The sequence below is a fragment of the Pseudomonas sp. FP2338 genome (assembly GCF_030687515.1).
In the GTDB taxonomy this organism is placed as follows: Bacteria; Pseudomonadota; Gammaproteobacteria; order Pseudomonadales; family Pseudomonadaceae; genus Aquipseudomonas; species Aquipseudomonas salomonii.
Genome location: NZ_CP117436.1, coordinates 5,399,004 through 5,423,653, shown reverse-complemented (window position 1 = coordinate 5,423,653; position 24,650 = coordinate 5,399,004). Strand labels below are relative to the sequence as shown.

Below are 24,650 nucleotides of genomic sequence, written 5' to 3'. Positions count from 1 at the left end.
GGTTCCGAAGTACCGGGCTCCTTGGGAAAAGTACTACAACTGCAGGATCAGGGTCTTCAACGGTGGCTGTTGATCTTGCGAAGGGAAGTCAGCCCCCGGCGTCATGATTTGCCACTCGCGTACCGGTCGGCCGGCTTTTTCGGCGCAACGCAGCACCTGTTCGCGCCAGTCATCCATGCTGACTTTTGCCAGGTTGTTGCAGCAGATCAGCACGCCATTGTCGGCGGTGGTCAGCAGTGCGGGTTTGAGCAGGCTCTGGTAGTCACGCAACAGGTCGACGGTGCCGAAAGCGCTCTTGGCCCACGCAGGTGGGTCGAGCAGCACCAGGTCGAACTGGCGCTGCTCAAGGCGTGGATAACTTGGCAGCTTCTGCCCACGGCGCTGGGTGATCGGCAAACCGGCCAGTTGGCGAATCGCCGGGAAGTAGTCGGACTGCACGAACTCCATGGTCGGCAAGTGCGGGTTGAGCAGGCCGTTTTCGCGCCCGACCGCCAGGTTGCCTTCGGCGAAGTCCAGGTTGCACACCTCGCTTGCGCCCCCGGCCGCGGCGCTCAGGCCTACGCCACAGGTGTAGGCGAACAGGTTCAGCACGCTTTTGCCGGCACTGTGGTCCTTGACCCAGCCACGGGTGTTGCGCAGGTCCAGGAACAGCAGCGGGTCTTGCCCGGCATGGCGCCCGCGTACACGGTAGTTGAGACCCCACTCGTGGCCGACCTGATCTGCCAATGCCGCAGGCTCGGCGCGGTACACCGTGTCTTCACGGTCGATGCGCGAGTTGCCACGGGAGCGGTCGTTGTACACCAGCTGCAATTCCAGGCCCATGAACTGATTGACCTGTTGATGCAGGTCCAGCAGTTCTTCGGTTTGCAGCGACTGGTGGAAGCTTTGCACCAGCAATTGCGGGCCGTAACGGTCGATGGTCAAGCCGCCGGCGCCTTCCTGGCTGCCATGGAACAGCCGGTAGCAGTCGGTGCCTTGGGCGTGCAACTCGCTGATCAGGTCTTGGCGATGGTCGAGAGCGGCGCGCAGCGCCTGATTCAAGGGAGTCATGGAGCGCGCCTTGCGGGTAAAAGAGGGCGCGAAGTTTAACAGCTATGGGCCGTCGTCTACATCAACCCCATCCGCCGCTGGGCGCGTTGCACCGAACCATTGCGCATCGCCCAGCGCAGCACGGGCGCACTGCGCTTCACACCCGCGCGGATCACCAAGCGTTGCATCGAGCTTTGGTGTTGCCCGAGCATAGCGCTGGCCCAGTCCGGCAGCAGGTCGATGCCGGCCTGCATCATCAAGCTGCCAAAGGGTTTGGCCAAGGTGCTGGGCGCGGGTGCATTGACCAGCAGGCGCAGCACTTCGCGGCTGCGATCGTCACACAGCAGTTGCGGACGAATACGCGCCAGATATTCGGAAATTTCCTGCCGCGAACGCGGAACGTGGCGGGCGCCCAGTCGCTCGGCCACCAAGGCAATTTCACTGTAGTAGCGGTCCTGGTCGCGCCCCGACAGGTGCGGGTTGCGATAACGCAGGTGCGCCGCCAGGAAATTGCTGACCTCCGCCACGTGTACCCACGTCAGCAGCTCCGGGTCGCTGGCCGCATAGGCTCGACCATCCGGCGCATGCCCGACCACTTGCAGGTGGATGGTGCGCACCTTCTCAATCAGCCATTCGGCGTCCTGGCGCGAGCCGAACGTGGTGCCGGAAATAAACTGCGAGGTGCGGCGCAAGCGCCCGAGCATGTCCTGGCGAAAGTTGGAGTGGTCCCACACGCCAGCCAGGGCCAGCGGGTGCAAGGCTTGCAGCATCAGCGCACTGATGCCGCCGATCAGCATGCTGCTGAAGTCGCCATGCACCTGCCAGCTGATAGAGTCCGGCCCAAACAGCCCAGGGTCGCCCTTGGGGTTTTCCAGGTCCAACTGACCCAGTGACAAGCCGGTGAGGCTCATCAGCTGGGTTTCGATACGGCTGCGGATAAATTCCATGGCGACTCTGGGTGGCTCCTATCGGTTCAGGCGTTTATCGATCAGGCCGTCCACCACGCTCGGGTCGGCCAGGGTTGAGGTGTCGCCGAGGCTGTCGAGTTCGTTGCAGGCGATCTTGCGCAAAATGCGCCGCATGATCTTGCCCGAGCGGGTTTTCGGCAAGGCGGGCGCCCATTGGATCAGTTCCGGCTTGGCAAAGCTGCCGATTTCCTTGCTGACCAGCTCCAGCAGGTGTTTTTTCAGCTCATCGCTGGGCTCGACGCCGTTCATTGGGGTAACAAAGGCGTAGATGCCCTGGCCTTTGACATCGTGGGGGTAACCGACCACAGCGGCTTCGGCCACTTGGTCATGCAGCACCAGCGCGCTCTCCACTTCGGCGGTGCCGATGCGGTGGCCGGACACGTTGATCACGTCGTCAATGCGGCCGGTGATCCAGTAGTCGCCATCCTCATCGCGGCGTGCACCGTCGCCGGTAAAGTAGTAACCGGGGTAGGGTTTGAAATAGGTGTCGAGCATGCGCTGCGGATCGCCGTAGACGCTGCGAATCTGCCCCGGCCAGCTGGCCTTGATGGCGAGCACGCCACTGCCGGCGCCGCTGAGCTCCTTGCCGTGTTCATCCAGCAGCACTGGCTGCACACCAAACATCGGTTGGGTCGCGCAGCCAGGTTTGATCCGTTGCGCGCTGACCAGCGGGCTGAGCATGATGCCGCCGGTTTCGGTCTGCCACCAGGTATCGACAATCGGGCAACGCTGCTCGCCGACGGCGTTGAAGTACCAATCCCAGGCCTCGGGGTTGATCGGCTCACCGACGCTGCCCAGCAGGCGCAGGCTGGCGCGCGAGGTGTTCTCCAGTGGCCCGTGGCCCTCACGCATCAGCGCACGCAGTGCGGTGGGCGCGGTGTAGAAGATATTCACCTGGTGTTTATCGATGACCTGCCAGAAGCGCGAGCTGTCCGGGTAGCTCGGCACGCCTTCGAACATCAGCGAAGTGGCACCATTGGCCAGCGGGCCGTACACGATATAGCTGTGGCCCGTGACCCAACCCACGTCGGCGGTGCACCAGAACACTTCGCCGTCACGGTAGTCGAGCACGTACTTGAAGGTCATCGCCGCTTGCAGCAGGTAGCCGCCGGTGGTGTGCAGCACGCCTTTGGGTTTGCCGGTGCTGCCGGAGGTGTAGAGGATAAACAGCGGGTCCTCGGCGTCCATTGGCTCGGGCGGGCAATCAGCGCTGGCAGCGTCCAGGGCGGCTTGATACTTGAGGTCGCGGCCTTCTACCCAGTCGAGTTCCGCGCCCGTGCGCTCCACCACCAGTACCGTGCTGACGTTCGGGCAGCTGGCCAGGGCTTTGTCGACGTTCTTTTTCAAGGCCACCGGCTTGCCGCCGCGCACGCCTTCATCGGCGGTGATCACGGTGCGACAGTCGGCATCGAGGATGCGGTCGCGCAGAGCATCCGGAGAGAAGCCGCCGAACACCACCGAGTGCACCGCGCCAATCCGTGTGCAGGCCAGCATGGCGTAGGCGGCTTCCGGGATCATCGGCATGTAGATACACACCCGGTCGCCTTTTTTCACCCCACGGCTTTTCAGCACATTGGCCAGGCGGCTGACGTTTTGATGAAGTTGGCGGTAGGAAATTTTGGAGGACTTTGCAGGATCGTCGCCTTCCCAGATAAAGGCCGGCTGGTCGGCGCGTTGCGCCAGGTGACGGTCGATGCAGTTGTAGCTGACGTTCAGTTGGCCGCCGGCAAACCACTGGGCGGCGCCGGTGGTGATGTCTGAGTGCTGCACGGTGTGCCAGGGTTTGATCCAGTCGAGAAAGCCCTTGGCCTGTTCGGCCCAGAAGGTATCGGGTTGCTCAATGGATTGGCGATAGAGGCGCTGGTACTCGTCTTGACTGAGCTGCGCGGCCTGGCGGACGGCATCGGCGCGGGGGAATGTGCGGATATCGAACATGAGCGGTCCTTATTCTTGTTTTAGCGACAAGGCATAAAGATGCACGCTGTGGGGAGAGGGTTCAAGACCAACGTCCAAACGGACGTTGGCCTTGGTGTACCGGCCTCAGCCGCGGTGACGACCGCGGAAGTAGTTGATCAGGCCTTGGGTCGATGCATCGTCAGCCAGGGTTTCTTCGGCGCCGGTCAGGCGGTTGTAGACGCCTTTGCCCAGCTCCTTGCCCAGCTCCACGCCCCATTGGTCGAAGGCGTTGATGCCCCAGACCACGCTTTGTACAAACACTTTGTGTTCATACATGGCGACCAGTGCGCCCAAGCGACGTGGGCTGATGCGCTCGACCACAATGGTGTTGCTCGGACGATTGCCCGGGATCACCTTGTGGGGCGCCAGCTTCTGCACTTCGGCTTCCGGCAGGCCTTTTTCGCGCAGTTCGGCTTCGGCTTCGCTGCGGGTCTTGCCGAGCATCAGTGCCTGGCTCTGGGACAGGCAGTTGGCGTACAGCCACTGGTGATGGTCGGACACCGGGTTGAAGCTGACGATCGGCACAATGAAGTCGGCCGGGATCAGTTGGGTCCCCTGGTGCAGCAGCTGGTGGTAAGCATGCTGACCGTTGCAGCCGACGCCGCCCCAGATCACCGGGCCCGTATCGGTCGACACCGGCGTGCCGTCCTGGCGCACGCTTTTACCGTTGGACTCCATGTCCAGCTGTTGCAAGTGTTTGGTGATGTTACGCAGGTAGTGGTCATACGGCAGGATCGCATGGCTCTGCGCACCCCAGAAGTTGCCGTACCACACGCCCAGCAGGCCCAGCAGCACCGGCATGTTTTGCTCGAACGACGCGTTCTGGAAGTGCTGGTCCATGGTGTAGGCACCGGACAACAGCTCTTTGAAGTTGGACATGCCGATGGCCAGGGCGATTGGCAAGCCAATGGCTGACCACAGCGAGTAACGGCCGCCGACCCAGTCCCACATCGGGAAGATGTTCTCTTCACGGATACCGAACGCCACGGCTGCCGCGTTGTTGCTCGATACGGCGATAAAGTGGCGATACAGCTCGGCTTCCGAGCCACCCTGGGCCAGGTACCAGGCGCGGGCGGCCTGGGCGTTTTTCAGGGTTTCGAGGGTGTTGAAGGATTTGGACGAAACGATAAACAGCGTGGTCTCGGCGCGCAGCTTCTGGGTCAGCTCGTGGAACTCGCTGCCGTCGATGTTCGCCAGGTAGTGGCAGCGCACGCCTTTGTGGGCGTAGGACAGCAAGGCCTCGGAGACCAGCTCCGGGCCGAGGAACGAACCACCGATGCCGATATTCACCACGTCAGTGATCGGCTTCTCGGTGTAACCCCGCCACAGGCCGTCGTGGATGCGGCCGACCAGGTCGGTGATCTGGTTCAGCACCTTGTGCACGTCCGGCATGATGTTCACGCCGTTGACCGACAGCTTGTCGCCCACTGGGCGGCGCAGCGCGGTGTGCAGGGCGGGGCGGCCTTCGGAAGAGTTGACCGGTTCGCCTGCGTACAGCGCGTTGATCGCGTCTTTCAGGCCGACTTCATTGGCCAGGTTCACGAGCAAGGTGCGGGTTTGGGCAGTGATCAGGTTTTTCGAGTAATCGAGGAAAAGCCCGCAGCTGCTCAAGGTGAACTGGGAAAAGCGCTGGGGATCGGCATTGAACGCGTCGCGCATGCTGAAATCCTGCATGGCTTGGCGATGTTGATTGAGCGCTTGCCAAGCGGGCAGAGCGGTAACGTCATGAGGAGTGCGGTAGTACGCCATCGCTGCGGGTTTCCTTTTATTACGGGGACTTGCCTTTAGGACACTTCTAAATCCGGAACGTTGAGTCTTTCATCAGGCGTTTGAGTCCGGTCAGCGCCAACAATGGCGCAGGGCGATTACATTAAACCTAGCGTGTCGATATGTCTTGGCTTTGTCTGCGCTGTTGCCGGTACTTTTTTATACCGGCACAGCGATCAGGGCAACAGGCGAAGTGCCTGGCGGGGTCAGTTGAGGGTCAAATGCAGGTTGTCGATCAGGCGTGTCGCACCCAGATAGGCAGCCACGAGGATGACAATATCCCGATCCTCAGGCGTGGCCACACGCAGGTGCACGCCCTGGCGCACCTCCAGGTAATCCATGCGCAACCCGGCGGCTTCAATCTGCGCGATCTGCTCGGCACGCAGCTTGGCGAAATCCTGCTCACCGCCTTTTATAGCTGCTGCAATCTGGCTGAGGCTGCGGTAGAGCACCGGCGCAATCGCGCGCTGTTCTTCGTTGAGGTAACCGTTGCGCGACGACAGCGCCAGGCCGTCGGCGGCACGCACGGTAGGCTCGCCGATGATCTGGATGGGCATGTTCAGGTCATGCACCATGGCGCGGATGACCGCCAGTTGCTGGTAGTCCTTCTGGCCAAACACGGCCATGTCCGGCTGGACCATGTTGAACAGCTTGCTCACCACCGTCGCCACACCTTCGAAGTGCCCAGGCCGGCTGGCGCCGCACAGGCCTTCGGACAGTTGCGGGACACTGACGCGGGTCTGGCCGGTCATGCCGCCGGGGTACATTTCGTCGACGCTGGGCGCGAACAACAGGTTGCAACCGGCTTGCAGCAGCTTTTCCTGGTCGGCCGCCAGCGTGCGCGGGTACTTGTCCAGGTCTTCGCCGGCGCCGAACTGCAGCGGGTTGACGAAGATGCTCGCCACCACAAAGTCCGATTGCTGTGCGGCCTTGGTCACCAGGGTGGCGTGGCCGCTGTGCAGGTTGCCCATGGTGGGCACAAAGCCAATGCGTTTGCCGGCACTGCGTGCGTGGGCGACGGCGGCGCGCAGTTCTCTTACGGTTTTAACGGTGTTCATGCAGTGAACCCGTGTTCGTCGGCTGGGAAGGTCACGGCTTTGACTTCACGCACGTAAGCGGCCAGGGCTGCCTGGATGCTGTCTTGGCCGGCCATGAAGTTTTTCACGAATTTGGGCGCTCGGCCGGTCAGCGACAGGCCGAGCATGTCATGTACCACCAGCACTTGGCCGTCGGTGGCCGAGCCTGCGCCAATGCCGATCACCGGTACTTTGACGGCCTGGGTGATTTCTGCCGCCAGTTCGCTGGGCACGCATTCGAGCAGGATCATCGCGGCGCCGGCTTGCTCCAGGGCGATGGCATCCGCACGCATCTGTCGCGCCTGGGCTTCATTGCGGCCTTGCACCTTGTAGCCGCCGAAGATGTTTACCGACTGCGGTGTCAGGCCCATGTGCACGCACACCGGAACGCCACGCTCAGCCAGCAGCCGGATCGACTCCGCCAGCCACACCGCGCCTTCGACTTTGATCATGTGGGCACCGGCTTGCATGAGCTTGCCGGCGTTCTGGAAGGTTTGTTCAAGGGTGGCGTAACCCATGAACGGCAGGTCAGCGATGATGAAGGCGCCGTTGTTACCGCGTTTGACGCTGGCCGTGTGGTACGCGAGTTCGTCAGTGGTGACCGGCAGGGTGCTGTCATTCCCTTGAAGAACCATGCCCAGTGAATCGCCAATCAACAGCACTTCAACCCCGGCTTCGCAGCTGGCGTGGGCGAAGGTGGCGTCATAGCAGGTCAGCATGGTGATTTTTTCACCTTTTAGCTTGAGGCTCTGCAAGGTGGTCAGGGTAATGTCTGGCATGGAAAGGGTCCTCGTTCAGGCGCTTGGAAACAGCGAGTAACGCGCGTGAGTCTTCGTTTATACAGGCGCACTGTCTTGAGAGCAGTGCTTATAAGGCCTGGATTGCGCCCTTCAGCGCCGGGTTGGCGGCAGCGGGACGCCTATAGTCGTGATGAGGACACGGGAAGTCAATTGGATGTGTTACCGCATTGTTACGAGTGGGGTGTTACCGCTGTTACGGGTGGGCGCTGGCTTGCCTGCGATGGCATCGCCGCGTAATAGCGGGTGAACCGAGTTGCCCGCATCGCAGGCAAGCCAGCTCCCACATTGACCGGGTCAATCTTGGGGCAGGCGCTCCAGGCCAGCAAACGGGCAGGCTGCCAGCAGCTCGCTGAGTGTTTGGCCATTGGGCAGTTGCAGGTCGGCGGGCGCCAGTTCTGCCAGCGGGTACAGCACGAACGCGCGTAGATGCATCTGATAGTGCGGCACCTTGAGGCGCGGCTCGTCGATCAGGCGCTCGCCAAACAGCAGGATATCCAGGTCCAGGGTGCGTGGGCCCCAGCGTTCAAGGCGCTCGCGGCCCTGGTCGTTCTCGACGGCTTGCAATGCATCGAGCAGATCCAGTGGCGCAAGATCGCTGTTCAGCGCGGCGACCGCATTGGTGTAGCGCGGTTGGCCCGGGAGCAGGGAGTCACTTTGATAGAACGCCGACACGCCAACGAGGTTGGTGTCTGGCAATTGCGCCAGGGCTTCGACAGCACTGCGCAATTGCTGGTCCGGGGCAGCGAGATTGCTGCCCATGCCAATGTAGATACGTTCCACGTTTATTCGCCCGCAGCGCCCGAGGTATCGGCCGCGCTGCGTTTGCGCTTGGTGCCGCTGCGCCGACGTTTTTTCGGGCCGGCGCCTTCACCATCGCCTTTGCTGCCGAGGTCGCGAATCATGTCGCGGCGCTGGCTGTCATTGGCGTCCTGGTAATCGGTCCACCATTCGCCCAGGCCGTCGGTCTGCTCGCCGGCGCTTTCGCGCAGCAGCAGGAAGTCGTAGCCGGCACGGAAGCGCGGGTTGTCCAGCAACAGGTCGGCGCGTTTGCCACTGCGACGCGGCAGGCGCTCCTGCATGTCCCAGATCTCGCGGATCGGCATGGTGAAGCGTTTGGGAATGGCGATGCGCTGGCATTGCTCGGCGATCAGCTCGTGGGCGGCTTCCTGCATGGCCGGGATCGGCGGCATGCCACGGTCTTGCAGGCGCAATACGCGCTTGGGCAGGGCGGGCCACAGCAGGGCGGCAAACAGGAACGCCGGCGTTACCGGTTTGTTCTGCTTGATGCGCAGGTCGGTGTTGACCAACGCTTCGCTGATCAGCGTGTGGGTGTACGTCGGGTTGTATTCCAGTGCCTCGGCGCTGGCCGGGAACAGTGGATCGAACAGTTGCAGGTCGACCAGCATTTCGAACGTGTCGGCGGCATAACCCGAGAGGAACAACTTCAGCACTTCTTCGAACAGGCGCGCCGAAGGGATTTCCCGCAGCATCGGCGCCAGCTCGCGAATCGGCGCAGCGGTGTGTTTCTCGATGCCGAAGTTCAGCTTCGCGGCAAAGCGCACGGCGCGCAGCATGCGTACCGGGTCTTCCTGGTAACGCTGGGTCGGGTCGCCGATCAGACGGATCAGGTTGTTGCGAATGTCGTGTACGCCATTGGCGTAATCGAGGATGCGCTCGCTGACCGGGTCGTAATACAGGGCGTTGATGGTGAAGTCGCGGCGCTGCGCGTCTTCTTCCAGGGTGCCGTACACGTTGTCACGCAGGATACGGCCGCTCTCGTTGCGGGAAGACTGATTGGTGTCTTCCTCATCATCGTTTTGCGGGTGGCCTGCGCGGAACGTCGCGACCTCGATGATTTCGCGACCAAAGTGGATGTGCACCAACTTGAAGCGGCGGCCGATGATTCGCGCATTGCGAAACTCGGCACGCACCTGCTCCGGCGTGGCGCTGGTGGCGACGTCGAAATCCTTGGGCGTGATATTGAGCAGCATGTCACGTACGCAGCCGCCCACCAGATAAGCCTGGTAGCCGGCGTTCTGCAAACGTTCGACGATGTTCACTGCATAACGGCTGAATTGAGCGCGCTGCAATGAATGCTGATTGCTGTTAAGCACTTCAGGCGTGCTGCGAATGTGTTGCGTACGACGCAAGGGGGAACGGAATGACTGGAACAACTTCTTCAGCATGGGATGCACTGTTTGAAGGAATGTTCGGCCATAACGAAGAATGACCGCATGATGGGCGGGGATTCTAGCATTTAGTCGAGGGATGGTGTAGGAACAAGCTGCAAGGCTTGAGCCAGAAGCTTAAAGAAAGGTGTGTGCGGGTCAAATGCCGGAAACTACAAGGGGAGCCGAAGCTCCCCCAGAAGTAGTTGCGTGCTCTATTTTTATTATGGTTGCGGGCTTTTTGTTTTTGTTGATCGCCCTCGCCATGAAGCTTCACCTTCATGACACTCCCAATCGGGAGCCAAGAGCAAACGGATTGCTTTGGTCGCTGTGTTGCTGATCTACGATCCAACCAGTTCAGGCTCTGCCTTAGGGCAGTTTTTGTTGTTCTCGGCCTGGTTGCGGGGCAAGCCCCAAATGCAACGCCTCTCCAAAAGAATCAGTTAGCTGCGCCTCCGCCGTGTTGTTTTTGTTATGCGTGAGTCGATTCGTCTTATTTTTATTGTCTTGTACAAAGCTTGTTATTGTTTTTGTACTAAGCATATAGCAGGGTGCGTGCCAACTTTTGTGCCGCCCAGCAAAACCGGGGGTTTGAGCTGGTTTTGGCTTTTAGAGGGGCTAAAAAAAGCCGGGGCTTCGTTACCGTAAGCCCCGGCTTCTGTTACGTGAAAAAGCTGCGGTAACAGTTTTTTCACATCTGAGGGTGTTACCTGCGGGGGCGCGCCCTCAGCTTTCGCTGGCCACCCCGGTCTTGCGCCGTGGAATGCCCAGGCGCTGGCGGCGTTCCCACAGGCACTTGCGGCTTACGCCCAGCTTGCGCGCCAGTTCGGTCTCGGTCATATGGTCCTGATGCTCAAGCACGAAGTGCTGGAAGTAGTCTTCCAGTGACAGATCCTCGGTCGGCTCATGGCTGGTATTGCTGCCACCGCCCTGTTGCGGGGCCAGGCCGATGAAGTCGTCGTCTTCCAGGTCGCTCAGCTCGATATCGATACCCAGCAGCTCGGCGGAAATTTCCGGGCTCTCCGACAGAATCACCGCACGCTCGACCGCGTTCTCCAGTTCACGCACGTTACCCGGCCACGAGTAATGCCGAATCGCCTGCTCGGCGTCGGCGGCAAACTTGAGGTCGGTACGGTTGATGCGCGCGCTCTGGCGCAGCAGAAACGCGTTGGCGATCTCGTTGACGTCGGCACCGCGCTCGCGCAGGGCCGGCAGCTTGAGGGCGATGACGTGCAGGCGGTAATACAAGTCTTCACGGAACTGGCCGATCTTGGCCAAGCTCTTGAGGTCACGGTGGGTCGCGGCGATCAGGCGCACATCGACCTTCTGTGATTGCACCGAGCCGACGCGGCGAATCTCGCCTTCCTGCAACACGCGCAGCAGGCGCGCCTGCGCTTCCAGAGGCAGTTCGCCAATTTCGTCGAGGAACAAGGTGCCGCCGTCCGCCGCTTCGACCAACCCTGCGCGCCCGGCGCTGGCGCCGGTAAAGGCACCTTTCTCGTGGCCGAACAGTTCGGACTCGATCAGCGATTCGGGGATCGCCGCGCAGTTCACCGAAATCATCGGTGCCTTGGCGCGCTTGGACAGGTTGTGCAGGGCGCGGGCCACCAGCTCTTTACCGGTGCCCGACTCGCCCTGGATCAATACATTGGAATCGGTGGGCGCCACTTTGCGGATCTTGCTGTACAGGTCCTGCATCGGTGGGCAGGAGCCGATGATGCCGATCTCGCCGTTGCTGTTGTCGACGCCCGGCTTCTCGGCAGCCTTGCCGGCAGGACGCTGCTCGGCCGGCGCACTGCCAGCCGACTGACGGTCACGCAGGATGCGCGCCACGGCCTGGAGCATTTCGTCGTGATCGAAAGGCTTGGCGATGTAGTCCACCGCGCCCATCTTCATCGAGTCCACCGCCGAGCGCAGGCTGGCATAGCTGGTCATGATCAGCACAGGCGTGCCCTGGCCAAGCTTGATCAGCTCGGTGCCCGGTGCGCCCGGCAGGCGCAGGTCGCTGACAATCAGGTCGAACGTGGGAATGCTGAAACGCTCTTGGGCTTCCTGCACCGAGCCGGCTTCGCTGACCTGATACTGATTACGTTCAAGCAGGCGACGCAAGGCAGAGCGGATAATGGTTTCGTCTTCGACGATCAAAATGTGCGGCATTGATTCAATTCTCTCGACGGTCTCAGTTCACAGCGGACGTCGCTTCGACATGACGCGGCAAGGTCACCCGAATACGGGTGCCGCGTTGGCTTTCGGTGTCAGCCGGGCTGTCGATGGTGATTTGTCCATAATGCTCTTCAACGATGGAATAGACCAGTGCAAGGCCCAGACCGGTACCTTCACCCGGGTCCTTGGTGGTGAAGAAAGGTTCGAACAATCGGTCCATGATGTTCTGTGGAATACCGCTGCCTTCATCCTCCACGATCAGGTCGACCGTGTGCTCGAAAGCCTCGCTCTTGACGCGTACCGCACTGCCGGCAGGGGTTGCGTCACGGGCGTTTGAAAGCAGGTTGATCAGCACCTGCGCCAAGCGTTGGGAGTCGCCGTCGACCCAGTGGTCCGGGTCGCACAGGTTAAAAAACTGTACTTCGAAATTGCGCCGGTTCAAGGCCAGCAGCCCAATGGCATCCTGCGCCACTTCTGCCAGGCACACCGCTTCGTCCAGGTTCTGATGCGCGCCGGCGTGGGCGAAGCTCATCAGCGACTGCACGATGCGTGAAACACGCTTGGTCTGTTCGAGGATCTGCCCGCTGATTTCGGTGATTTCGGCGTCTTCTTCGCGCTCTTCGCGCAGGTTTTGCGCCAGGCACGCGATACCGGTGATCGGGTTGCCGATTTCATGGGCCACGCCCGCGGCCAGGCGACCAATGCTGGCCAGGCGCTCGGAGTGCACCAGCTTGTCTTCGAGCATCTGGGTTTCGGTCAGGTCTTCCACCAGCAGCACCAGGCCACTGTTACCGGGTGCCAGCGGCTCGTCGATCGCAGCTTTGTGCAGGTTGAGCCAGCGGGTCTGGCCGTCCAGCGCCAGGTGCTGTTTGTGCAAGTGCTCGTCGGGCAGGTTGATAAAGCCTTGCAGCAGTTCTTTCCAGGGCTCGCCCAAGGTGTTCAGACGCGAACCCACAACACGTTGTGCGGCGATGCCGGTGAGTTCTTCCATAGCCTTGTTCCACATCAGGATCTCTTGATCCTTGGCCAGGGAACACACGCCCATCGGCAGTTCCTGCAGGGTCTGGCGATGGTAACGGCGCAGGGCGTCGAGTTCGGCGGCAAGGCCGGTGAGGCGTGAGTGGTAGTCCTCCAGCCGGCTCTCGATGAAATGGATGTCTTCGGTGACGTAGTTTTCGCCGCCGGCCTTGTAGGGCAAGAAGGTTTCCACCATGTCCTGGGACACGCTCGGGCCCATCAGGCCGGACAGGTTGGCCTCAATGCGGTCGCGCAAACGGCGCAGGGCATACGGGCGGCGCTCGTCAAACGGCAGGTAAAGGTCGCGCAGCGCCTGCTCGACTTCCTTTTGCGCCGCCTTGGCGCCCAGCGGCTTGGCCAGTTGGGTGGCGAACTCTTGCGGTGAGGCCGCGTGCAGCTCGCGGCGTTGCGGGCGGCGCACGTTGTCCACGGCGCAGGCCTCGGCGGCGCTGGTCTCTTCGGGGCTGGCGTTGGTGAACAGCGAGATCAGGGTAAACATCAGCACGTTGGCGGCCAAGGAGGCGATCGCCGCCATGTGCCAGCTGGTGTCGTCCAGCACGTAGATCATGTTCAGCAGCGGAATATAGAAGCCCTGCAAGTTGCCGACCAGCGGCAGCAGCATGGTCACCATCCACACCAGAATGCCTGCCAGCAGCCCGGCGATAAAGCCGCGACGGTTGGCGGTTGGCCAGTACAGCACAGACAACACGCCTGGCAAGAACTGCAAGGTCGCGACAAACGCGACGATGCCGAGGTTGGCCAGGTCTTGCCCAGCGCCCAGCAGCAGGTAGAAGCCATAGCCGGCCATGATGATGGCGACGATCAGCGCGCGGCGCGTCCATTTCAGCCAGCGGTAGATATTACCTTCGGCTGGCGGCTGATACAGCGGCAGCACCAGGTGATTGAGCGCCATGCCGGAGAGTGCCAGCGTGGTGACGATGATCAAGCCACTGGCTGCCGACAAACCGCCGACGTAAGCCAGCAATGCCAGGGATTTGCTGTTGGCGGCAATACCGACGCCAAGGGTGAAGTATTCGGGGTTGGTAGTAGCGCCGAGCTTGAGGCCGGCCCACAGGATCAGCGGTACCGCCAGGCTCATCAACAGCAGGAACAACGGCAAACCCCAGCTGGCGCTGACCAATGAGCGCGGGTTGAGGTTCTCGGTGAACGTCATGTGGTACATGTGCGGCATCACAATCGCCGAAGCGAAAAACACCAGCAGCAATGTGCGCCATGGGCCTTCCTGCAACGGGGTGTGCAGGGCGGCGAGCGCGGTCTGGTTTTGCAGCAACCACAGCTCCAGCTGCTGCGGGCCATCAAACACGCCATACAGCGCATAAAGCCCGACACCGCCGATGGCGATCAGCTTTATCACCGACTCAAAAGCAATCGCAAACACCAGGCCTTCGTGCTTCTCGCGCGTGGCGATATGGCGTGAACCGAAGAAAATCGTGAACAGCGTGATCAGCGCGCAAAAAGCCAGGGCGACGCGGTGCTGTACCGGTTCGCGGGTGAGGATGCTGATGGAGTCGGCCACGGCCTGGATCTGCAGGGCCAGCAACGGCAGCACGCCCAACAGCATGAAGATCGTGGTCAGCGCGCCGGCCCAGGTGCTGCGAAAGCGGAAGGCAAACAGGTCCGCCAGGGACGACAGCTGATAGGTGCGGGTGATTTTCAGGATCGGGTACAGCAACACCGGCGCCAGCAAAAACGCGCCGGACACGCCCAGGTAGCTGGACAGAAAGCCGTAGCCATACTGATAGGCCAGCCCCACGGTGCCATAAAATGCCCAGGCGCTGGCGTAGACGCCCAAGGACAAGGTGTAGGTCAACGGATGGCGAATGATCGCCCGCGGAATCATTCCGCGCTCACTGATCCAGGCAACCCCGAACAACGCGGCCAGGTAGGCGGCGCTGATCAGCAGCATCTGGGTGAGGCTAAAGCTCATCGGCATCTTTTTGGCTCTGCAGGATGAAGGTCACGACGATCAGGATCAGCCACAGCAGATAAGGGCGATACCAGGCGCCCGTGGCGTCGATCCACCAATCCATGATGGCGGGGGAAAACAGGTAGATCCCGACGACCAGCAGCAGGACCAATCGATAGATGTACATGTTGGCCTCTGATTAAAAAACTGCCGCGATGGTAACGGATGCTTGGCAAGCTGCAAGCGCCTTCAACTCAATTGCGCTTCGGCCAGCGTCAGTGTGCGCGGGATCAGGCTGGCGTCCCAGTGTGCAATGCCCCAATCCAGCAGTTCCCGTGGGCTGGCGTGCAGCAGTTCGTTGCCGGGTTGCTGGCCGAGGGCGCGCAGCGCTCTTAATAGCAAAGGGGTGGCCTGGCCTTGTGTCAACGGCGGCGAGCGGTAGGATTTGCCCAGCTTGTTGCCGTCCGGCTGAGTGATCAGCGGCACGTGCAGGTAACGCGGCTGGCGCAGGCCCAGCAGTTCCTGCAGGTACAACTGGCGCGGCGTGGACTCGAGCAGGTCGGCGCCGCGCACGATGTCGGTGACACCCTGCCAGGCATCGTCAAGCACCACCGCCAGTTGATAGGCATACAGACCATCGCGACGGCGGATGATGAAATCGCCCACATCACGCCCCAGGTGCTGTCGGAATTCGCCTTGCACGCGGTCGGTGAAGTGATACTCCAGCTCCGGTACGCGCAAGCGGATCGCCGCGTCTTGCTGCTCATGCCCGAGGTTGCGGCACAGGCCTGGATAGATCCCCTGGTAGGGCTCCAACTGTTTGCGCGAGCAGGTACAGGCGTAAGCCAGGCCGTGGTTGAACATGTCGTTCAAGACTTTGGCGTAGGCCTCATGCCGCTCGCTCTGTCGGACCAGTTCCCCATCCCACTCGAAGCCATAGCTTTCCAGGGCGTGCAGGATCGCGGCCTGTGCGCCGGGTTCTTCACGGGGTGGGTCGAGGTCTTCCATGCGCATCAGCCAGCGGCCTTTATTGGCGCGGGCATCGAGGTAGGAGGCGAGGGCGGCAACCAGCGAACCGAAGTGCAAGTGGCCGCTGGGCGTAGGGGCGAAACGCCCGATATAGGTAGAGGCTGTCATGGGCCGGATACTACTGGAAAACCACTGAACGCCAGAAACAAAAATGGAGCGTTTGCACGCCCCATTTTTTGTTTCTCGCATTCAGACCGGCAGGATTACTTGCCGACCTGTTTTTCCTTGATTTCAGCCAAGGTCTTGCAGTCTACGCACAGGTCCGCAGTTGGGCGGGCTTCCAGGCGACGAATACCAATCTCGACGCCGCAGGATTCGCACCAGCCGTATTCCTCGTCCTTGATCAGTTGCAGGGTCTTGTCGATCTTCTTGATCAGCTTGCGCTCTCGATCACGCGCTCGCAGTTCAAGGGCGAACTCTTCTTCCTGGCTCGCACGGTCGGCCGGATCAGGAAAGTTGGCTGCTTCGTCCTTCATGTGGTCAACGGTACGATCAACCTCCTGCATCAAGTCCTGTTTCCACTTGTTCAGGATCTTGGTGAAGTGCTCGCGCATGGGCTCGCCCATGTACTCCTCGCCCTTTTTTTCCACATAGGGTTCGAAGCCGCCGAGGCCTTGAGTCTGCTGTTGCTTTGCTTGGGTGGACATGAATAGACCGCCTCTCACTCTTCTAATCCATTGCGCAGGATTGCAACGTCACCGACACCTGCCGGCCCTGCGGCTGCAAGCGGGCGAACTTACCAGATAGATTCGGGGTGCGCCACTCCCGGTTGTCGAGGCCCAACGTGGCAGGCTTGCAAACTGTCACAGCCCGCCATGGCTGGGTATAGCGTGTCTCGAAGGTTGATTTTAGTCGTTTTGCCGGCGCTTGCTCGGTTCATCACGGATGACCGAGCAGGCAATAGAGCATGTTTTACCGCGCGGGTTCGGTAGAATCCGAATTTTGTCCTCACCGTCTAAGGAAGGCTAATGGCTCAGCCCTACAGTGCGCGCAGTCGCGCCATCGAACCTTTTCACGTTATGGCGTTGCTGGCGCGAGCCAATGAGCTGCAGGCGGCCGGCCATGATGTTATCCACCTGGAGATCGGCGAGCCGGATTTCACCACGGCCGAGCCGATTATCCAGGCCGGCCAGGCCGCGCTGGCTAACGGCAAGACGCGTTATACCGCGGCCCGTGGGCTGCCCGAGTTGCGCCACGCCATCAGTGGTTTTTACCAGCAGCGCTACGGCCTGAGCGTCGACCCTGAGCGCATTCTGATCACGCCCGGTGGCTCTGGCGCGTTGCTGCTGGCCAGCAGCCTGCTGGTCGATCCGGGCAAGCACTGGCTGTTGGCCGACCCAGGCTACCCGTGCAACCGACATTTCCTGCGGCTGGTGGAAGGCGCTGCGCAGCTGGTGCCGGTTGGCCCGGACGTGCGCTACCAATTGACCGCCGAGCTGGTGGCCAAACACTGGAATGCAGACAGCGTTGGCGCGCTGGTTGCTTCGCCGGCCAACCCGACCGGCACGATTCTCAGCCGCGACGAACTGGCTGGGTTGTCGAGTGCAATCAAGGTGCGTAACGGTCATTTGGTGGTGGACGAGATCTATCACGGCCTCACCTACGGCACCGATGCCGCCAGCGTGCTGGAAGTCGACGACGAGGCATTCGTCTTAAATAGTTTTTCGAAGTATTTCGGCATGACCGGCTGGCGCCTCGGCTGGCTGGTGGCGCCACCGGCGGCGGTGGGCGAATTGGAGAAGTTGGCGCAAAACCTCTACATCAGCGCGCCGAGCATGGCCCAGTACGCGGCGCTGGCGTGTTTCACCGAGCAAACCCTGAGCATTCTGGAAGAGCGCCGCGCCGAGTTCGGGCGCCGCCGGGATTTCCTGCTGCCAGCCTTGCGCGAGTTGGGTTTCGGCATCGCCGTAGAGCCCGAAGGCGCGTTCTACTTGTACGCCGATATCAGCGCGTTCGGCGGTGATGCCTTCGCGTTTTGCCGTCATTTCCTCGAAATCGAGCATGTGGCGTTTACGCCAGGCCTGGATTTCGGTCGTTATCAGGCCGGCTACCATGTGCGTTTTGCCTACACGCAAAACCTCGATCGGCTACAGGAAGCGGTGGAACGCATCGCCCGTGGCTTGCGGAGCTGGCAAGGCTGATGCGCTTTAATCCTCCCCTCGAAGAAGGGCGGCTGATCCGCCGCTACAAGCGCTTTCTCACCGACATCGAAACGCTGACCGGCGAGTTGCTGACCATTCACTGCCCCAACACCGGCTCGATGCTCAATTGCATGGTGGAGGGCGGCCAGGTCTGGTTCAGTCGCTCCACAGACCCCAAGCGCAAGTTGCCGGGCACCTGGGAAATTGCCGAAACCCCCCAAGGCCGGCTGGCGTGCGTCAACACAGCACGTGCCAACCCACTGGTGGAAGAAGCGTTGCGCGCCGGGGTGATCACTGAACTCAACGGTTTTACTGCCCTGAAGCGCGAAGTGCCTTATGGCCAGGAAAAAAGCCGTATCGATTTTCGCCTGGATTACCCACACGGCGCGGCCTATGTGGAAGTCAAAAGCGTCACCCTGGGCTTTGACGGCTCGCCGGTGGCGGCCTTTCCCGACGCGGTGACCCAACGTGGCGCCAAGCATTTGCGCGAGTTGGCGCACCTGGCGCGTGAGGGTGTGCGTGCGGTGCAGTTGTATTGCGTGAACCTGTCGGGGATCGACGCTGTACGCCCTGCGGTGGAAATCGATGCGGGCTACGCCGCTGCGCTGCGCGAGGCCAAGGCGGCCGGCGTGGAAGTGTTGGCCTACGGTGCGCGGGTCACGCCGCAGGAAATTATCATCGACCGGCGTCTGGACGTGATGATCGGCGACTAGAGTTCAACCCACAGGCCTTGCGCGTCTTCACGGCCGGGCAGGGCTTTAAGGCTTTGGCCCGCGCATGGCCCGGCAATGCACTCGCCGCTTTCGATCAGGAACAAGGCGCCGTGGGTGGCGCACTGGATCAGGCTGGCGCTGCTGTCCAGGAACTGGTCGGGCTGCCATTCCAGCGGGATGCCGCGATGGGGGCAGCGGTTGAGGTACAAGTAGGCAACGCCGTCACGGCGCACGGCCATTACTTTGCAACCGTCTATTTCAAAACCGCGGCTGCTGTTGGGCGCCAGTGCATCCGAGGGGCAGAGAAACTTCATAACGATCCTTAAGTGCCTTGACGTTCAAATGCAAACAATTATCAAATGCCGGCTTCGCCCGTTAGCTGATTGGGTGCTCTGTACGATGCCAGACAGGGTTTAACTGTCACATCCATGAGTGCTTGAGTGGCCCTGCCCTTGGAAGGAAACCCTGTTATGCGCCTGAGTACCAGCGCTATTGCGCTTGTTGCCTCACTGCTGGTCTACCACGGGGCATACGCCTCTGAACTGCCGCAACGCTGGGTCAGTGCCGGTGGGGCGCTATCGGAATGGGTCACGGCGCTGGGCGGGGAGTCAAAGCTGGTGGGCGTGGATACCACCAGTCAGCACCCTGAATCGCTCAAGGCATTGCCGAGCATTGGTTACCAGCGCCAATTGTCCGCGGAAGGGATTTTAAGCCTGCGCCCGCAGGTGTTGGTGGGCACTGAAGAAATGGGGCCGCCGCCGGTGCTGGCGCAGATTCGCGGTGCGGGCGTGCAGGTGGAGATGTTCTCGGCCGAGCCGGATTTGCCGACCTTGAAAGGCAACCTTCAGCACCTGGGCAAGCTGTTGGGTGATGAAACCAAGGCCAACGAATTGTTTACCGGATATGAACAAAAGCTGGATCAGCAGAAAGCCTGGGTCGCCAAGGCCCAGGCCACGCAGAAGGCGCCGGGTGTGCTGCTGTTGCTCGGGCATGCAGGCGGCAAGCCGCTGATCGCGGGCAAGGACACGGCCGCAGATTGGCTGTTGCAGCAGGCGGGCGGGCATAACCTCGCGACCCACACCGGCTATAAGCCGTTTTCGGTGGAGTCGCTGGCCGGTCTGAGCCCCGATGTGCTGGTGTTTGCTGATCGTGCCCTCACCGGCGATGCGGCGCGGGCGGCCTTGTTCAAGGAAAACCCGATTCTGGCGTCAACGCCGGCGGCTAAAAATGGCCGCGTGTTTGAGCTGGACCCGACCCTGCTGGTCGGTGGGCTTGGGCCGCGTTTGCCGCAAAGCCTGGTGCAACTGTCTGCCGGGTTTTATCCGTCCCAGGCTAAACCTGCCCAATGACGACTCTGGTTAAACCGAAAACGCTGTTTATCGGGCTGGCGCTGTTATGCCTTCTGGCAACCTGGCTTTCATTGGCATTGGGGCCGGTCAGCCTGCCGTTGCTGGATACGCTCAAGGCCGCCTTGCGCCTGATGGGCGTACCGATTGAAGCCCAAGGCCTGGAGCAGGCCGAATTGATCCTTGGGCAGATTCGTTTGCCGCGAACCTTGCTGGGGCTGGCGGTGGGCGGTGTGCTGGCATTGTCGGGCGTGGCGATGCAGGGCTTGTTTCGCAACCCGTTGGCCGACCCGGGGTTGGTCGGTGTGTCCAGCGGTGCGGCGCTCGGGGCGGCTATTGCGATCGTCGGCGGTTCTTTTTTTGGTGGCCTGCCGGATGCGTTCGGGCCTTATCTGTTGTCGTTGTGCGCGTTTCTCGGCGGCTTGGGCGTTACGGCTCTGGTTTATCGCCTGGGGCGCCGCAACGGTCAGACCAATGTCGCCACAATGCTGCTGGCCGGTATTGCGCTTACCGCCTTGGCCAGTTCAGCGGTGGGGTTGTTTACCTATCTGGCCGATGACGCCACCTTGCGCACCCTGACCTTCTGGAACCTGGGCAGCCTCAATGGCGCCAGCTATTCGCGGTTGTGGCCATTGCTGTTGGTGAGCGCCGGTGTGGCGTTGTGGTTGCCGCGTCGGGCAAAAGCCTTGAATGCATTGCTGCTGGGTGAGTCCGAGGCCAATCACCTTGGGATCGATGTTGAAGGGCTCAAGCGTGAACTGGTGTTCTGCACAGCCCTGGGTGTGGGCGCAGCGGTAGCGGCGGCGGGCATGATCGGGTTTGTCGGGCTGGTGGTGCCGCATCTGGTGCGCTTGTTGGCCGGGCCGGATCATCGGGTGTTGTTGCCGGCGTCTGTACTCGCGGGTGCGAGCCTGTTGCTGTTTGCTGACCTGGTGGCACGCCTGGCGCTGGCGCCGGCTGAACTGCCGATCGGCATCGTAACGGCCTTTATCGGCGCGCCGTTTTTTCTTTATTTGTTGTTGCGAGGGCGCGCCTGATGCTGCGAGTAGAAGCGTTGCAGGTCCGGCGTGGCGATAAAACCGTGCTGGCGGATGTCACCCTGGACTTGCTGCCGGGTGAAGTGCTCGGTGTACTCGGCCCTAACGGAGCAGGCAAGAGCACGCTGCTCGGTGCGTTGTGCGGCGAGCTGAAGCCGGATCAGGGCAAGGTGTGGCTGGATCAGCAAGCCTTGACGGACTGGAGCGGGCCGCAACGTGCCCAACGTTTGGCAGTGTTGCCGCAGACTTCCACGCTGGATTTCGCATTCCGTGTCGAGGAGGTTGTAGGCATGGGCCGCTTGCCCCATCAAACCGGACGCGTGCGTGATGACGAAATCATCCAGGCGGCGCTGCACGCGGCCGACGTGGGCCATTTGAGCGGGCGCAGCTACCTGGCGTTGTCGGGTGGCGAACGCCAGCGTGTGCATCTTGCGCGAGTGTTGGCGCAGTTATGGCCGGGGGAAGCCGGGCAGACGCTGCTGTTGGATGAGCCGACCTCGATGCTTGACCCCTTGCACCAACACACGACCTTGCAGGCTATACGTACTTTCGCTGATCGCGGCGCTGCGGTGCTGGTGATTCTCCATGACCTGAACCTAGCGGCGCGTTATTGCGACCGGATTCTGTTGCTGGAGCAAGGGCGCCCACACGCGCTGGACACGCCGGTGCAGGTGATGCGGCCTGAGCCACTTAAAGCGGTGTTTGGTTTGGAGGTGTTGGTACAGCCGCACCCGGAGCGCGGTCATCCATTGATTATTGCGCGCTGAATCGGCTTTTTTACAGGTAAAAAAAGACCCGGCAAGAGCCGGGTCAAATAACCGTGATTAGCCTGATGAGGAGATAATCTGAGAGTCCGAACCAATGGTCTTTCAGTTATCGGCTGATCTCGCGACCAGTTGTGATAATCATAACGATTCTCATTTGAGAGTCAACCTCTGTTTTTCAACGCTCTGCGGTTTTTCTCAAACACACGTTCGAACTGGCCGTAAACATTGGGGATTCTTGCAGACCTAAATCTTCTGGCGCGCTGAAATCGCCTCCAGCTGACGGTTCAATGCCTCCTTGCGCTCCGTCGGGATGTCGTTCCAGTGCACGTCCATCAAGGCTCCTTCGATTGCATACAGCAGCACTTTCGAGGCCCGAAACCCGCGAGTGCGCACAGCTCGATAGGCATCTACAGCTCCCAGGCGGCGTAAGTCGGACGCACTGTGGATGCCCACCGCATGCAGCCACTGCGCCGACGTCTTGCCCAGGTTTTTCAGGTGTTGCAGCTCATCGTTCATCAAGCCTCCTTGCGACGGCCGAATGGTGCGGTGGGTATCGTGACCAGGCAAGCCTGAAAAGGAGTGTAGCGCTCAGTAGGAAAAGCGTGGTTCTTTGGTCAGGAACGGCTGAAAAGCTTATAAGAATTTTTGAGGGTATTGCCGACAAGCAGGCAGGAGGCGCCGCTACGCGTGAGGCGTAGCTGGGGCCCGAAAGATGAGGTTACTTGGTGCGGTAGCGCAAACGAGTGCCGAAATTGACCGACATCAGGATCTCGTCAGCCGTCAGTTCGGGGGAGAAGTAGGTGCCGGAAATCTGCGCATGGGCCAGGCTGGCGCCTTCCAATGAGCACTCGCGCAGGTCCAGACCGCGCAGGTCGGCAGAGCGGAAGTAGGCGTCGGTGAAATCCACGCCCGTGGCGTTCAGGTCACGCAGGTCCAGGCCGCGAAAGTCGCCACCGCGCACGTCGATGGTGCCGTCTTTGGGGCGCTCCTGGTTGAAGCCGCGAATGTCGTCTTTATGCAGGAGTGCGTAGAGCGGGGTATCAAGAAGCTTGGGCTGACTCATGACGGCGACTCCTGTTGGAATTATGACGCCATTATAGTGCCACTATTGCTCGGTCGTGCACCGAAGATCGGCGACACGACCAAGAAATATTTCTTACAGGCCTGGCAGGCGCTGGCGAATGTGCGCTACCAGAGCGTCGAGTGTGCCGCTCTCGTTGGTTTCCACACGTTTGCTCAGCAGCAGTTCTTCGGCGGTCAGCGGGTCACGGTTGGCCTGCTGCTCTTCGATAATGGTGAGTGTCGCGTCGGAAGGATCGTTTTTATCCGCCTGACGTTGCGCCAGCCAGCTAGCAATAACAGCTTGCGGTGCGTTGCAATCGAGTATCAGGAAAGGCGCGCCGGTGGCCTCGGCAATCCTGGCAGCGGCGTTGCGTTGTGCGCTTTTCAGGAAGGTCGCGTCCAGCACTACCGGGTAGCCCGCACGCAAGACGGTATCGGCGATGTCATTCAAGCGAGCGTAGGTGGCAGCGCTGGCTTCGGCGGCGTAGATACCGGCTTGCGGGGTGTTCTCGACCTTCTGTTCACCAAACAGGCGCTTGCGTTCCACATCCGAACGCAGGCGCACGGCACCCAAGGCTTCCACCAGGCGCATGGCCACGTGGCTTTTACCGACGGCCGAAACACCGTGGGTTATCGCCAGGAAGCGCGACGGAATGGTGCTGTAGCTTTCCGCCAGGTTCGCGTAGTTGCGGTATTGGCGCAGGGTGGTGGCGCGTTGCACCGGGCTGGCCTCGCTTGGCATGCTGAACAACGACACCTTGGCGCGCACCAGTGCACGGTAGGCTTTATAGAAGTTCAGCACTTCAAGGCCCTGATAGTCGCCGGTCAGCTCCAGGTACTGGCTGATAAAACGGCGCGCCAGGGATTTGAGGCCGCGGTCTTCCAGGTCCATCGCCAGGAAGGCCGTGTCGGCATACACATCGGTGAAGCGGAACGGCTCGTTGAACTCGATGCAGTCGAAGATCACCACCTGGCCATCGATCAAGGTGGCGTTGCCCAAGTGGATATCACCGTGACATTCGCGAGTGAAGCCTTCGAGCTTGCGCTGGGCCAGCAGTGGCTTGAGGCGTTCGAAGCTGGCTTCAGCCCAGGCTTGCAGGGCTTCGAGTTGGGCCAGGTCGGCCTTGTCGCTGAGGAACGGGCGGATCTGGTCGAAGTTCTGGCGAACCGGTGCCATCACTTCATCCGGCGTGCCGGCGGGGTGGTCTTGCGGCACTTTCGGTGCGCTGAGGTGGAAGTGCGCAATCTGCTTGGCCATGTCGTCAATGTGCGCGCTGGTGACCTCGCCATTGGCTTGCAGGGTGCTGAGCAGTTGGCTTTGCGGGAATTGGCGCATTTTCAGCGCGTATTCGATGACCGGGCCATCGCCGCCCAATTGCGGGGCTTCGGCGCTGCCGGTGATTGGCAACACGTCAAGATACAAATCTTCAGTCAGGCGCTGGTTAAGGCGCAGCTCTTCGCGGCAGAAGTGGCCACGGTCGTCCAGTTGGGTGAAATCCAGAAAGCCGAAGTTCATCGGCTTCTTCAGCTTATAAGCATACGGGCCGGTCAATATGACCCAGGAAATATGGGTCTCAATGACTTGGAACGCTTCAACCGGATGGGGATACAAAGCCGGGTTTTGCAGGGCTGCGATCAGGGACTGGCTCACGGGCGATCCTTCAAAGTCTGGGGGAAATCATGG

At 61.1% G+C, this 24,650-nt stretch carries 22 protein-coding genes; 5 read left to right on the top strand and 17 right to left on the bottom strand.

What is annotated here, in order from left to right; genetic code table 11:
• Nucleotides 1-33: 33 nt before the first annotated feature.
• The 13 genes from PSH96_RS24540 to dksA all read right to left on the bottom strand — a co-directional run bounded on the left by PSH96_RS24540 (nucleotide 34) and on the right by dksA (nucleotide 16,547).
• Nucleotides 34-1,050, bottom strand: a complete 1,017-nt coding sequence (locus tag PSH96_RS24540; protein WP_305455718.1) for a class I SAM-dependent rRNA methyltransferase — start codon at nucleotides 1,048-1,050, stop codon at nucleotides 34-36.
• 56 nt (nucleotides 1,051-1,106) lie between these two features.
• Nucleotides 1,107-1,976 carry an oxygenase MpaB family protein gene (locus PSH96_RS24535; protein ID WP_305455717.1) on the bottom strand — a complete coding sequence of 290 codons (870 nt, stop codon included), beginning with the start codon at nucleotides 1,974-1,976 and terminating at the stop codon, nucleotides 1,107-1,109.
• A gap of 18 nt (nucleotides 1,977-1,994) precedes the next feature.
• Nucleotides 1,995-3,932, bottom strand: coding sequence for an acetate--CoA ligase (acs, locus tag PSH96_RS24530; RefSeq protein WP_305455715.1), 1,938 nt, complete (start codon nucleotides 3,930-3,932; stop codon nucleotides 1,995-1,997).
• A 105-nt stretch (nucleotides 3,933-4,037) separates the two neighbouring features.
• Nucleotides 4,038-5,702: a glucose-6-phosphate isomerase gene (gene pgi, locus PSH96_RS24525; protein WP_305455713.1), complete on the bottom strand. Its 1,665-nt coding sequence runs from the start codon at nucleotides 5,700-5,702 to the stop codon at nucleotides 4,038-4,040.
• Nucleotides 5,703-5,926: 224 nt separating this feature from the next.
• Complete coding sequence (gene panC, locus PSH96_RS24520; protein ID WP_305455711.1) at nucleotides 5,927-6,778, bottom strand: pantoate--beta-alanine ligase; 852 nt, start codon at nucleotides 6,776-6,778, stop codon at nucleotides 5,927-5,929.
• A complete protein-coding gene (panB, locus tag PSH96_RS24515) occupies nucleotides 6,775-7,575 on the bottom strand; it encodes a 3-methyl-2-oxobutanoate hydroxymethyltransferase (protein WP_305455709.1) in 801 nt (266 codons plus the stop codon). The genes panC and panB overlap by 4 nt, the downstream gene beginning before the upstream one ends.
• Nucleotides 7,576-7,890: 315 nt before the next feature.
• Nucleotides 7,891-8,376: a 2-amino-4-hydroxy-6-hydroxymethyldihydropteridine diphosphokinase gene (gene folK / locus PSH96_RS24510; RefSeq protein WP_305455707.1), complete on the bottom strand. Its 486-nt coding sequence runs from the start codon at nucleotides 8,374-8,376 to the stop codon at nucleotides 7,891-7,893.
• Between the two features lie 2 nt (nucleotides 8,377-8,378).
• Nucleotides 8,379-9,782: a polynucleotide adenylyltransferase PcnB gene (locus PSH96_RS24505; RefSeq protein WP_305455705.1), complete on the bottom strand. Its 1,404-nt coding sequence runs from the start codon at nucleotides 9,780-9,782 to the stop codon at nucleotides 8,379-8,381.
• Nucleotides 9,783-10,490: 708 nt separating this feature from the next.
• Nucleotides 10,491-11,921 carry a sigma-54 dependent transcriptional regulator gene (locus PSH96_RS24500; RefSeq protein ID WP_305455703.1) on the bottom strand — a complete coding sequence of 477 codons (1,431 nt, stop codon included), beginning with the start codon at nucleotides 11,919-11,921 and terminating at the stop codon, nucleotides 10,491-10,493.
• A gap of 22 nt (nucleotides 11,922-11,943) precedes the next feature.
• Nucleotides 11,944-14,898 (bottom strand): sensor histidine kinase, encoded by a 2,955-nt coding sequence (locus PSH96_RS24495; protein ID WP_305455701.1) that lies wholly within the window; start codon nucleotides 14,896-14,898, stop codon nucleotides 11,944-11,946.
• A complete protein-coding gene (locus tag PSH96_RS24490; protein WP_003176118.1) occupies nucleotides 14,882-15,058 on the bottom strand; it encodes a hypothetical protein in 177 nt (58 codons plus the stop codon). Before PSH96_RS24490 ends, PSH96_RS24495 begins: the two co-directional genes overlap by 17 nt.
• A 62-nt stretch (nucleotides 15,059-15,120) precedes the next feature.
• On the bottom strand, nucleotides 15,121-16,008 hold the full coding sequence (gluQRS, locus tag PSH96_RS24485) for a tRNA glutamyl-Q(34) synthetase GluQRS (protein ID WP_305455699.1): 888 nt from the start codon (nucleotides 16,006-16,008) through the stop codon (nucleotides 15,121-15,123).
• A 95-nt stretch (nucleotides 16,009-16,103) separates the two neighbouring features.
• On the bottom strand, nucleotides 16,104-16,547 hold the full coding sequence (gene dksA, locus PSH96_RS24480) for an RNA polymerase-binding protein DksA (protein ID WP_003194150.1): 444 nt from the start codon (nucleotides 16,545-16,547) through the stop codon (nucleotides 16,104-16,106).
• Between the two features lie 321 nt (nucleotides 16,548-16,868).
• Between dksA and PSH96_RS24475 the strand changes: the two genes are divergently transcribed.
• Together PSH96_RS24475 and sfsA are read left to right on the top strand one after the other, a co-directional pair.
• A complete protein-coding gene (locus PSH96_RS24475; protein ID WP_305455696.1) occupies nucleotides 16,869-18,041 on the top strand; it encodes a pyridoxal phosphate-dependent aminotransferase in 1,173 nt (390 codons plus the stop codon).
• Nucleotides 18,041-18,754, top strand: coding sequence for a DNA/RNA nuclease SfsA (gene sfsA / locus PSH96_RS24470; protein WP_305455693.1), 714 nt, complete (start codon nucleotides 18,041-18,043; stop codon nucleotides 18,752-18,754). Before PSH96_RS24475 ends, sfsA begins: the two co-directional genes overlap by 1 nt.
• On the opposite strand, the gene PSH96_RS24465 is transcribed toward sfsA, so the two are convergent.
• Complete coding sequence (locus PSH96_RS24465) at nucleotides 18,751-19,068, bottom strand: Rieske (2Fe-2S) protein (RefSeq protein ID WP_305455690.1); 318 nt, start codon at nucleotides 19,066-19,068, stop codon at nucleotides 18,751-18,753. The genes sfsA and PSH96_RS24465 overlap by 4 nt on opposite strands.
• 156 nt (nucleotides 19,069-19,224) lie before the next feature.
• On the opposite strand from PSH96_RS24465, the gene PSH96_RS24460 reads away from it, so the two are divergent.
• The 3 genes from PSH96_RS24460 to PSH96_RS24450 are packed head-to-tail and all read left to right on the top strand — an operon-like array spanning nucleotide 19,225 to nucleotide 21,904.
• Entirely contained in the window at nucleotides 19,225-20,103 is an 879-nt protein-coding gene (locus PSH96_RS24460; RefSeq protein WP_305455687.1) for a hemin ABC transporter substrate-binding protein, read from the top strand.
• On the top strand, nucleotides 20,100-21,137 hold the full coding sequence (locus PSH96_RS24455) for an iron ABC transporter permease (protein WP_056859774.1): 1,038 nt from the start codon (nucleotides 20,100-20,102) through the stop codon (nucleotides 21,135-21,137). Before PSH96_RS24460 ends, PSH96_RS24455 begins: the two co-directional genes overlap by 4 nt.
• Nucleotides 21,137-21,904: a heme ABC transporter ATP-binding protein gene (locus tag PSH96_RS24450; RefSeq protein WP_305455684.1), complete on the top strand. Its 768-nt coding sequence runs from the start codon at nucleotides 21,137-21,139 to the stop codon at nucleotides 21,902-21,904. The genes PSH96_RS24455 and PSH96_RS24450 overlap by 1 nt, the downstream gene beginning before the upstream one ends.
• A gap of 243 nt (nucleotides 21,905-22,147) precedes the next feature.
• Here the strand turns inward: PSH96_RS24450 and PSH96_RS24445 are convergent, their stop codons facing one another.
• From PSH96_RS24445 to PSH96_RS24435, 3 genes are all read right to left on the bottom strand, one after another.
• Complete coding sequence (locus PSH96_RS24445) at nucleotides 22,148-22,420, bottom strand: TfoX/Sxy family protein (RefSeq protein WP_017139226.1); 273 nt, start codon at nucleotides 22,418-22,420, stop codon at nucleotides 22,148-22,150.
• 202 nt (nucleotides 22,421-22,622) lie between these two features.
• Complete coding sequence (locus tag PSH96_RS24440; RefSeq protein WP_305455682.1) at nucleotides 22,623-22,967, bottom strand: pentapeptide repeat-containing protein; 345 nt, start codon at nucleotides 22,965-22,967, stop codon at nucleotides 22,623-22,625.
• Nucleotides 22,968-23,060: 93 nt separating this feature from the next.
• Nucleotides 23,061-24,617, bottom strand: coding sequence for a bifunctional aminoglycoside phosphotransferase/ATP-binding protein (locus PSH96_RS24435; RefSeq protein ID WP_305455680.1), 1,557 nt, complete (start codon nucleotides 24,615-24,617; stop codon nucleotides 23,061-23,063).
• Nucleotides 24,618-24,650: the final 33 nt, after the last annotated feature.

Coding starts and splice junctions, on each gene's coding strand:
- PSH96_RS24540 (WP_305455718.1), bottom strand. CDS start 1,050: ATGACTCCCTTGAATCAGGCGCTGCGCGCCGCTCTCGACCATCGCCAA.
- PSH96_RS24535 (WP_305455717.1), bottom strand. CDS start 1,976: ATGGAATTTATCCGCAGCCGTATCGAAACCCAGCTGATGAGCCTCACC.
- acs (WP_305455715.1), bottom strand. CDS start 3,932: ATGTTCGATATCCGCACATTCCCCCGCGCCGATGCCGTCCGCCAGGCC.
- pgi (WP_305455713.1), bottom strand. CDS start 5,702: ATGGCGTACTACCGCACTCCTCATGACGTTACCGCTCTGCCCGCTTGG.
- panC (WP_305455711.1), bottom strand. CDS start 6,778: ATGAACACCGTTAAAACCGTAAGAGAACTGCGCGCCGCCGTCGCCCAC.
- panB (WP_305455709.1), bottom strand. CDS start 7,575: ATGCCAGACATTACCCTGACCACCTTGCAGAGCCTCAAGCTAAAAGGT.
- PSH96_RS24505 (WP_305455705.1), bottom strand. CDS start 9,782: ATGCTGAAGAAGTTGTTCCAGTCATTCCGTTCCCCCTTGCGTCGTACG.
- PSH96_RS24500 (WP_305455703.1), bottom strand. CDS start 11,921: ATGCCGCACATTTTGATCGTCGAAGACGAAACCATTATCCGCTCTGCC.
- PSH96_RS24495 (WP_305455701.1), bottom strand. CDS start 14,898: ATGCCGATGAGCTTTAGCCTCACCCAGATGCTGCTGATCAGCGCCGCC.
- PSH96_RS24490 (WP_003176118.1), bottom strand. CDS start 15,058: ATGTACATCTATCGATTGGTCCTGCTGCTGGTCGTCGGGATCTACCTG.
- gluQRS (WP_305455699.1), bottom strand. CDS start 16,008: ATGACAGCCTCTACCTATATCGGGCGTTTCGCCCCTACGCCCAGCGGC.
- dksA (WP_003194150.1), bottom strand. CDS start 16,547: ATGTCCACCCAAGCAAAGCAACAGCAGACTCAAGGCCTCGGCGGCTTC.
- PSH96_RS24475 (WP_305455696.1), top strand. CDS start 16,869: ATGGCTCAGCCCTACAGTGCGCGCAGTCGCGCCATCGAACCTTTTCAC.
- sfsA (WP_305455693.1), top strand. CDS start 18,041: ATGCGCTTTAATCCTCCCCTCGAAGAAGGGCGGCTGATCCGCCGCTAC.
- PSH96_RS24465 (WP_305455690.1), bottom strand. CDS start 19,068: ATGAAGTTTCTCTGCCCCTCGGATGCACTGGCGCCCAACAGCAGCCGC.
- PSH96_RS24460 (WP_305455687.1), top strand. CDS start 19,225: ATGCGCCTGAGTACCAGCGCTATTGCGCTTGTTGCCTCACTGCTGGTC.
- PSH96_RS24455 (WP_056859774.1), top strand. CDS start 20,100: ATGACGACTCTGGTTAAACCGAAAACGCTGTTTATCGGGCTGGCGCTG.
- PSH96_RS24450 (WP_305455684.1), top strand. CDS start 21,137: ATGCTGCGAGTAGAAGCGTTGCAGGTCCGGCGTGGCGATAAAACCGTG.
- PSH96_RS24445 (WP_017139226.1), bottom strand. CDS start 22,420: ATGAACGATGAGCTGCAACACCTGAAAAACCTGGGCAAGACGTCGGCG.
- PSH96_RS24440 (WP_305455682.1), bottom strand. CDS start 22,967: ATGAGTCAGCCCAAGCTTCTTGATACCCCGCTCTACGCACTCCTGCAT.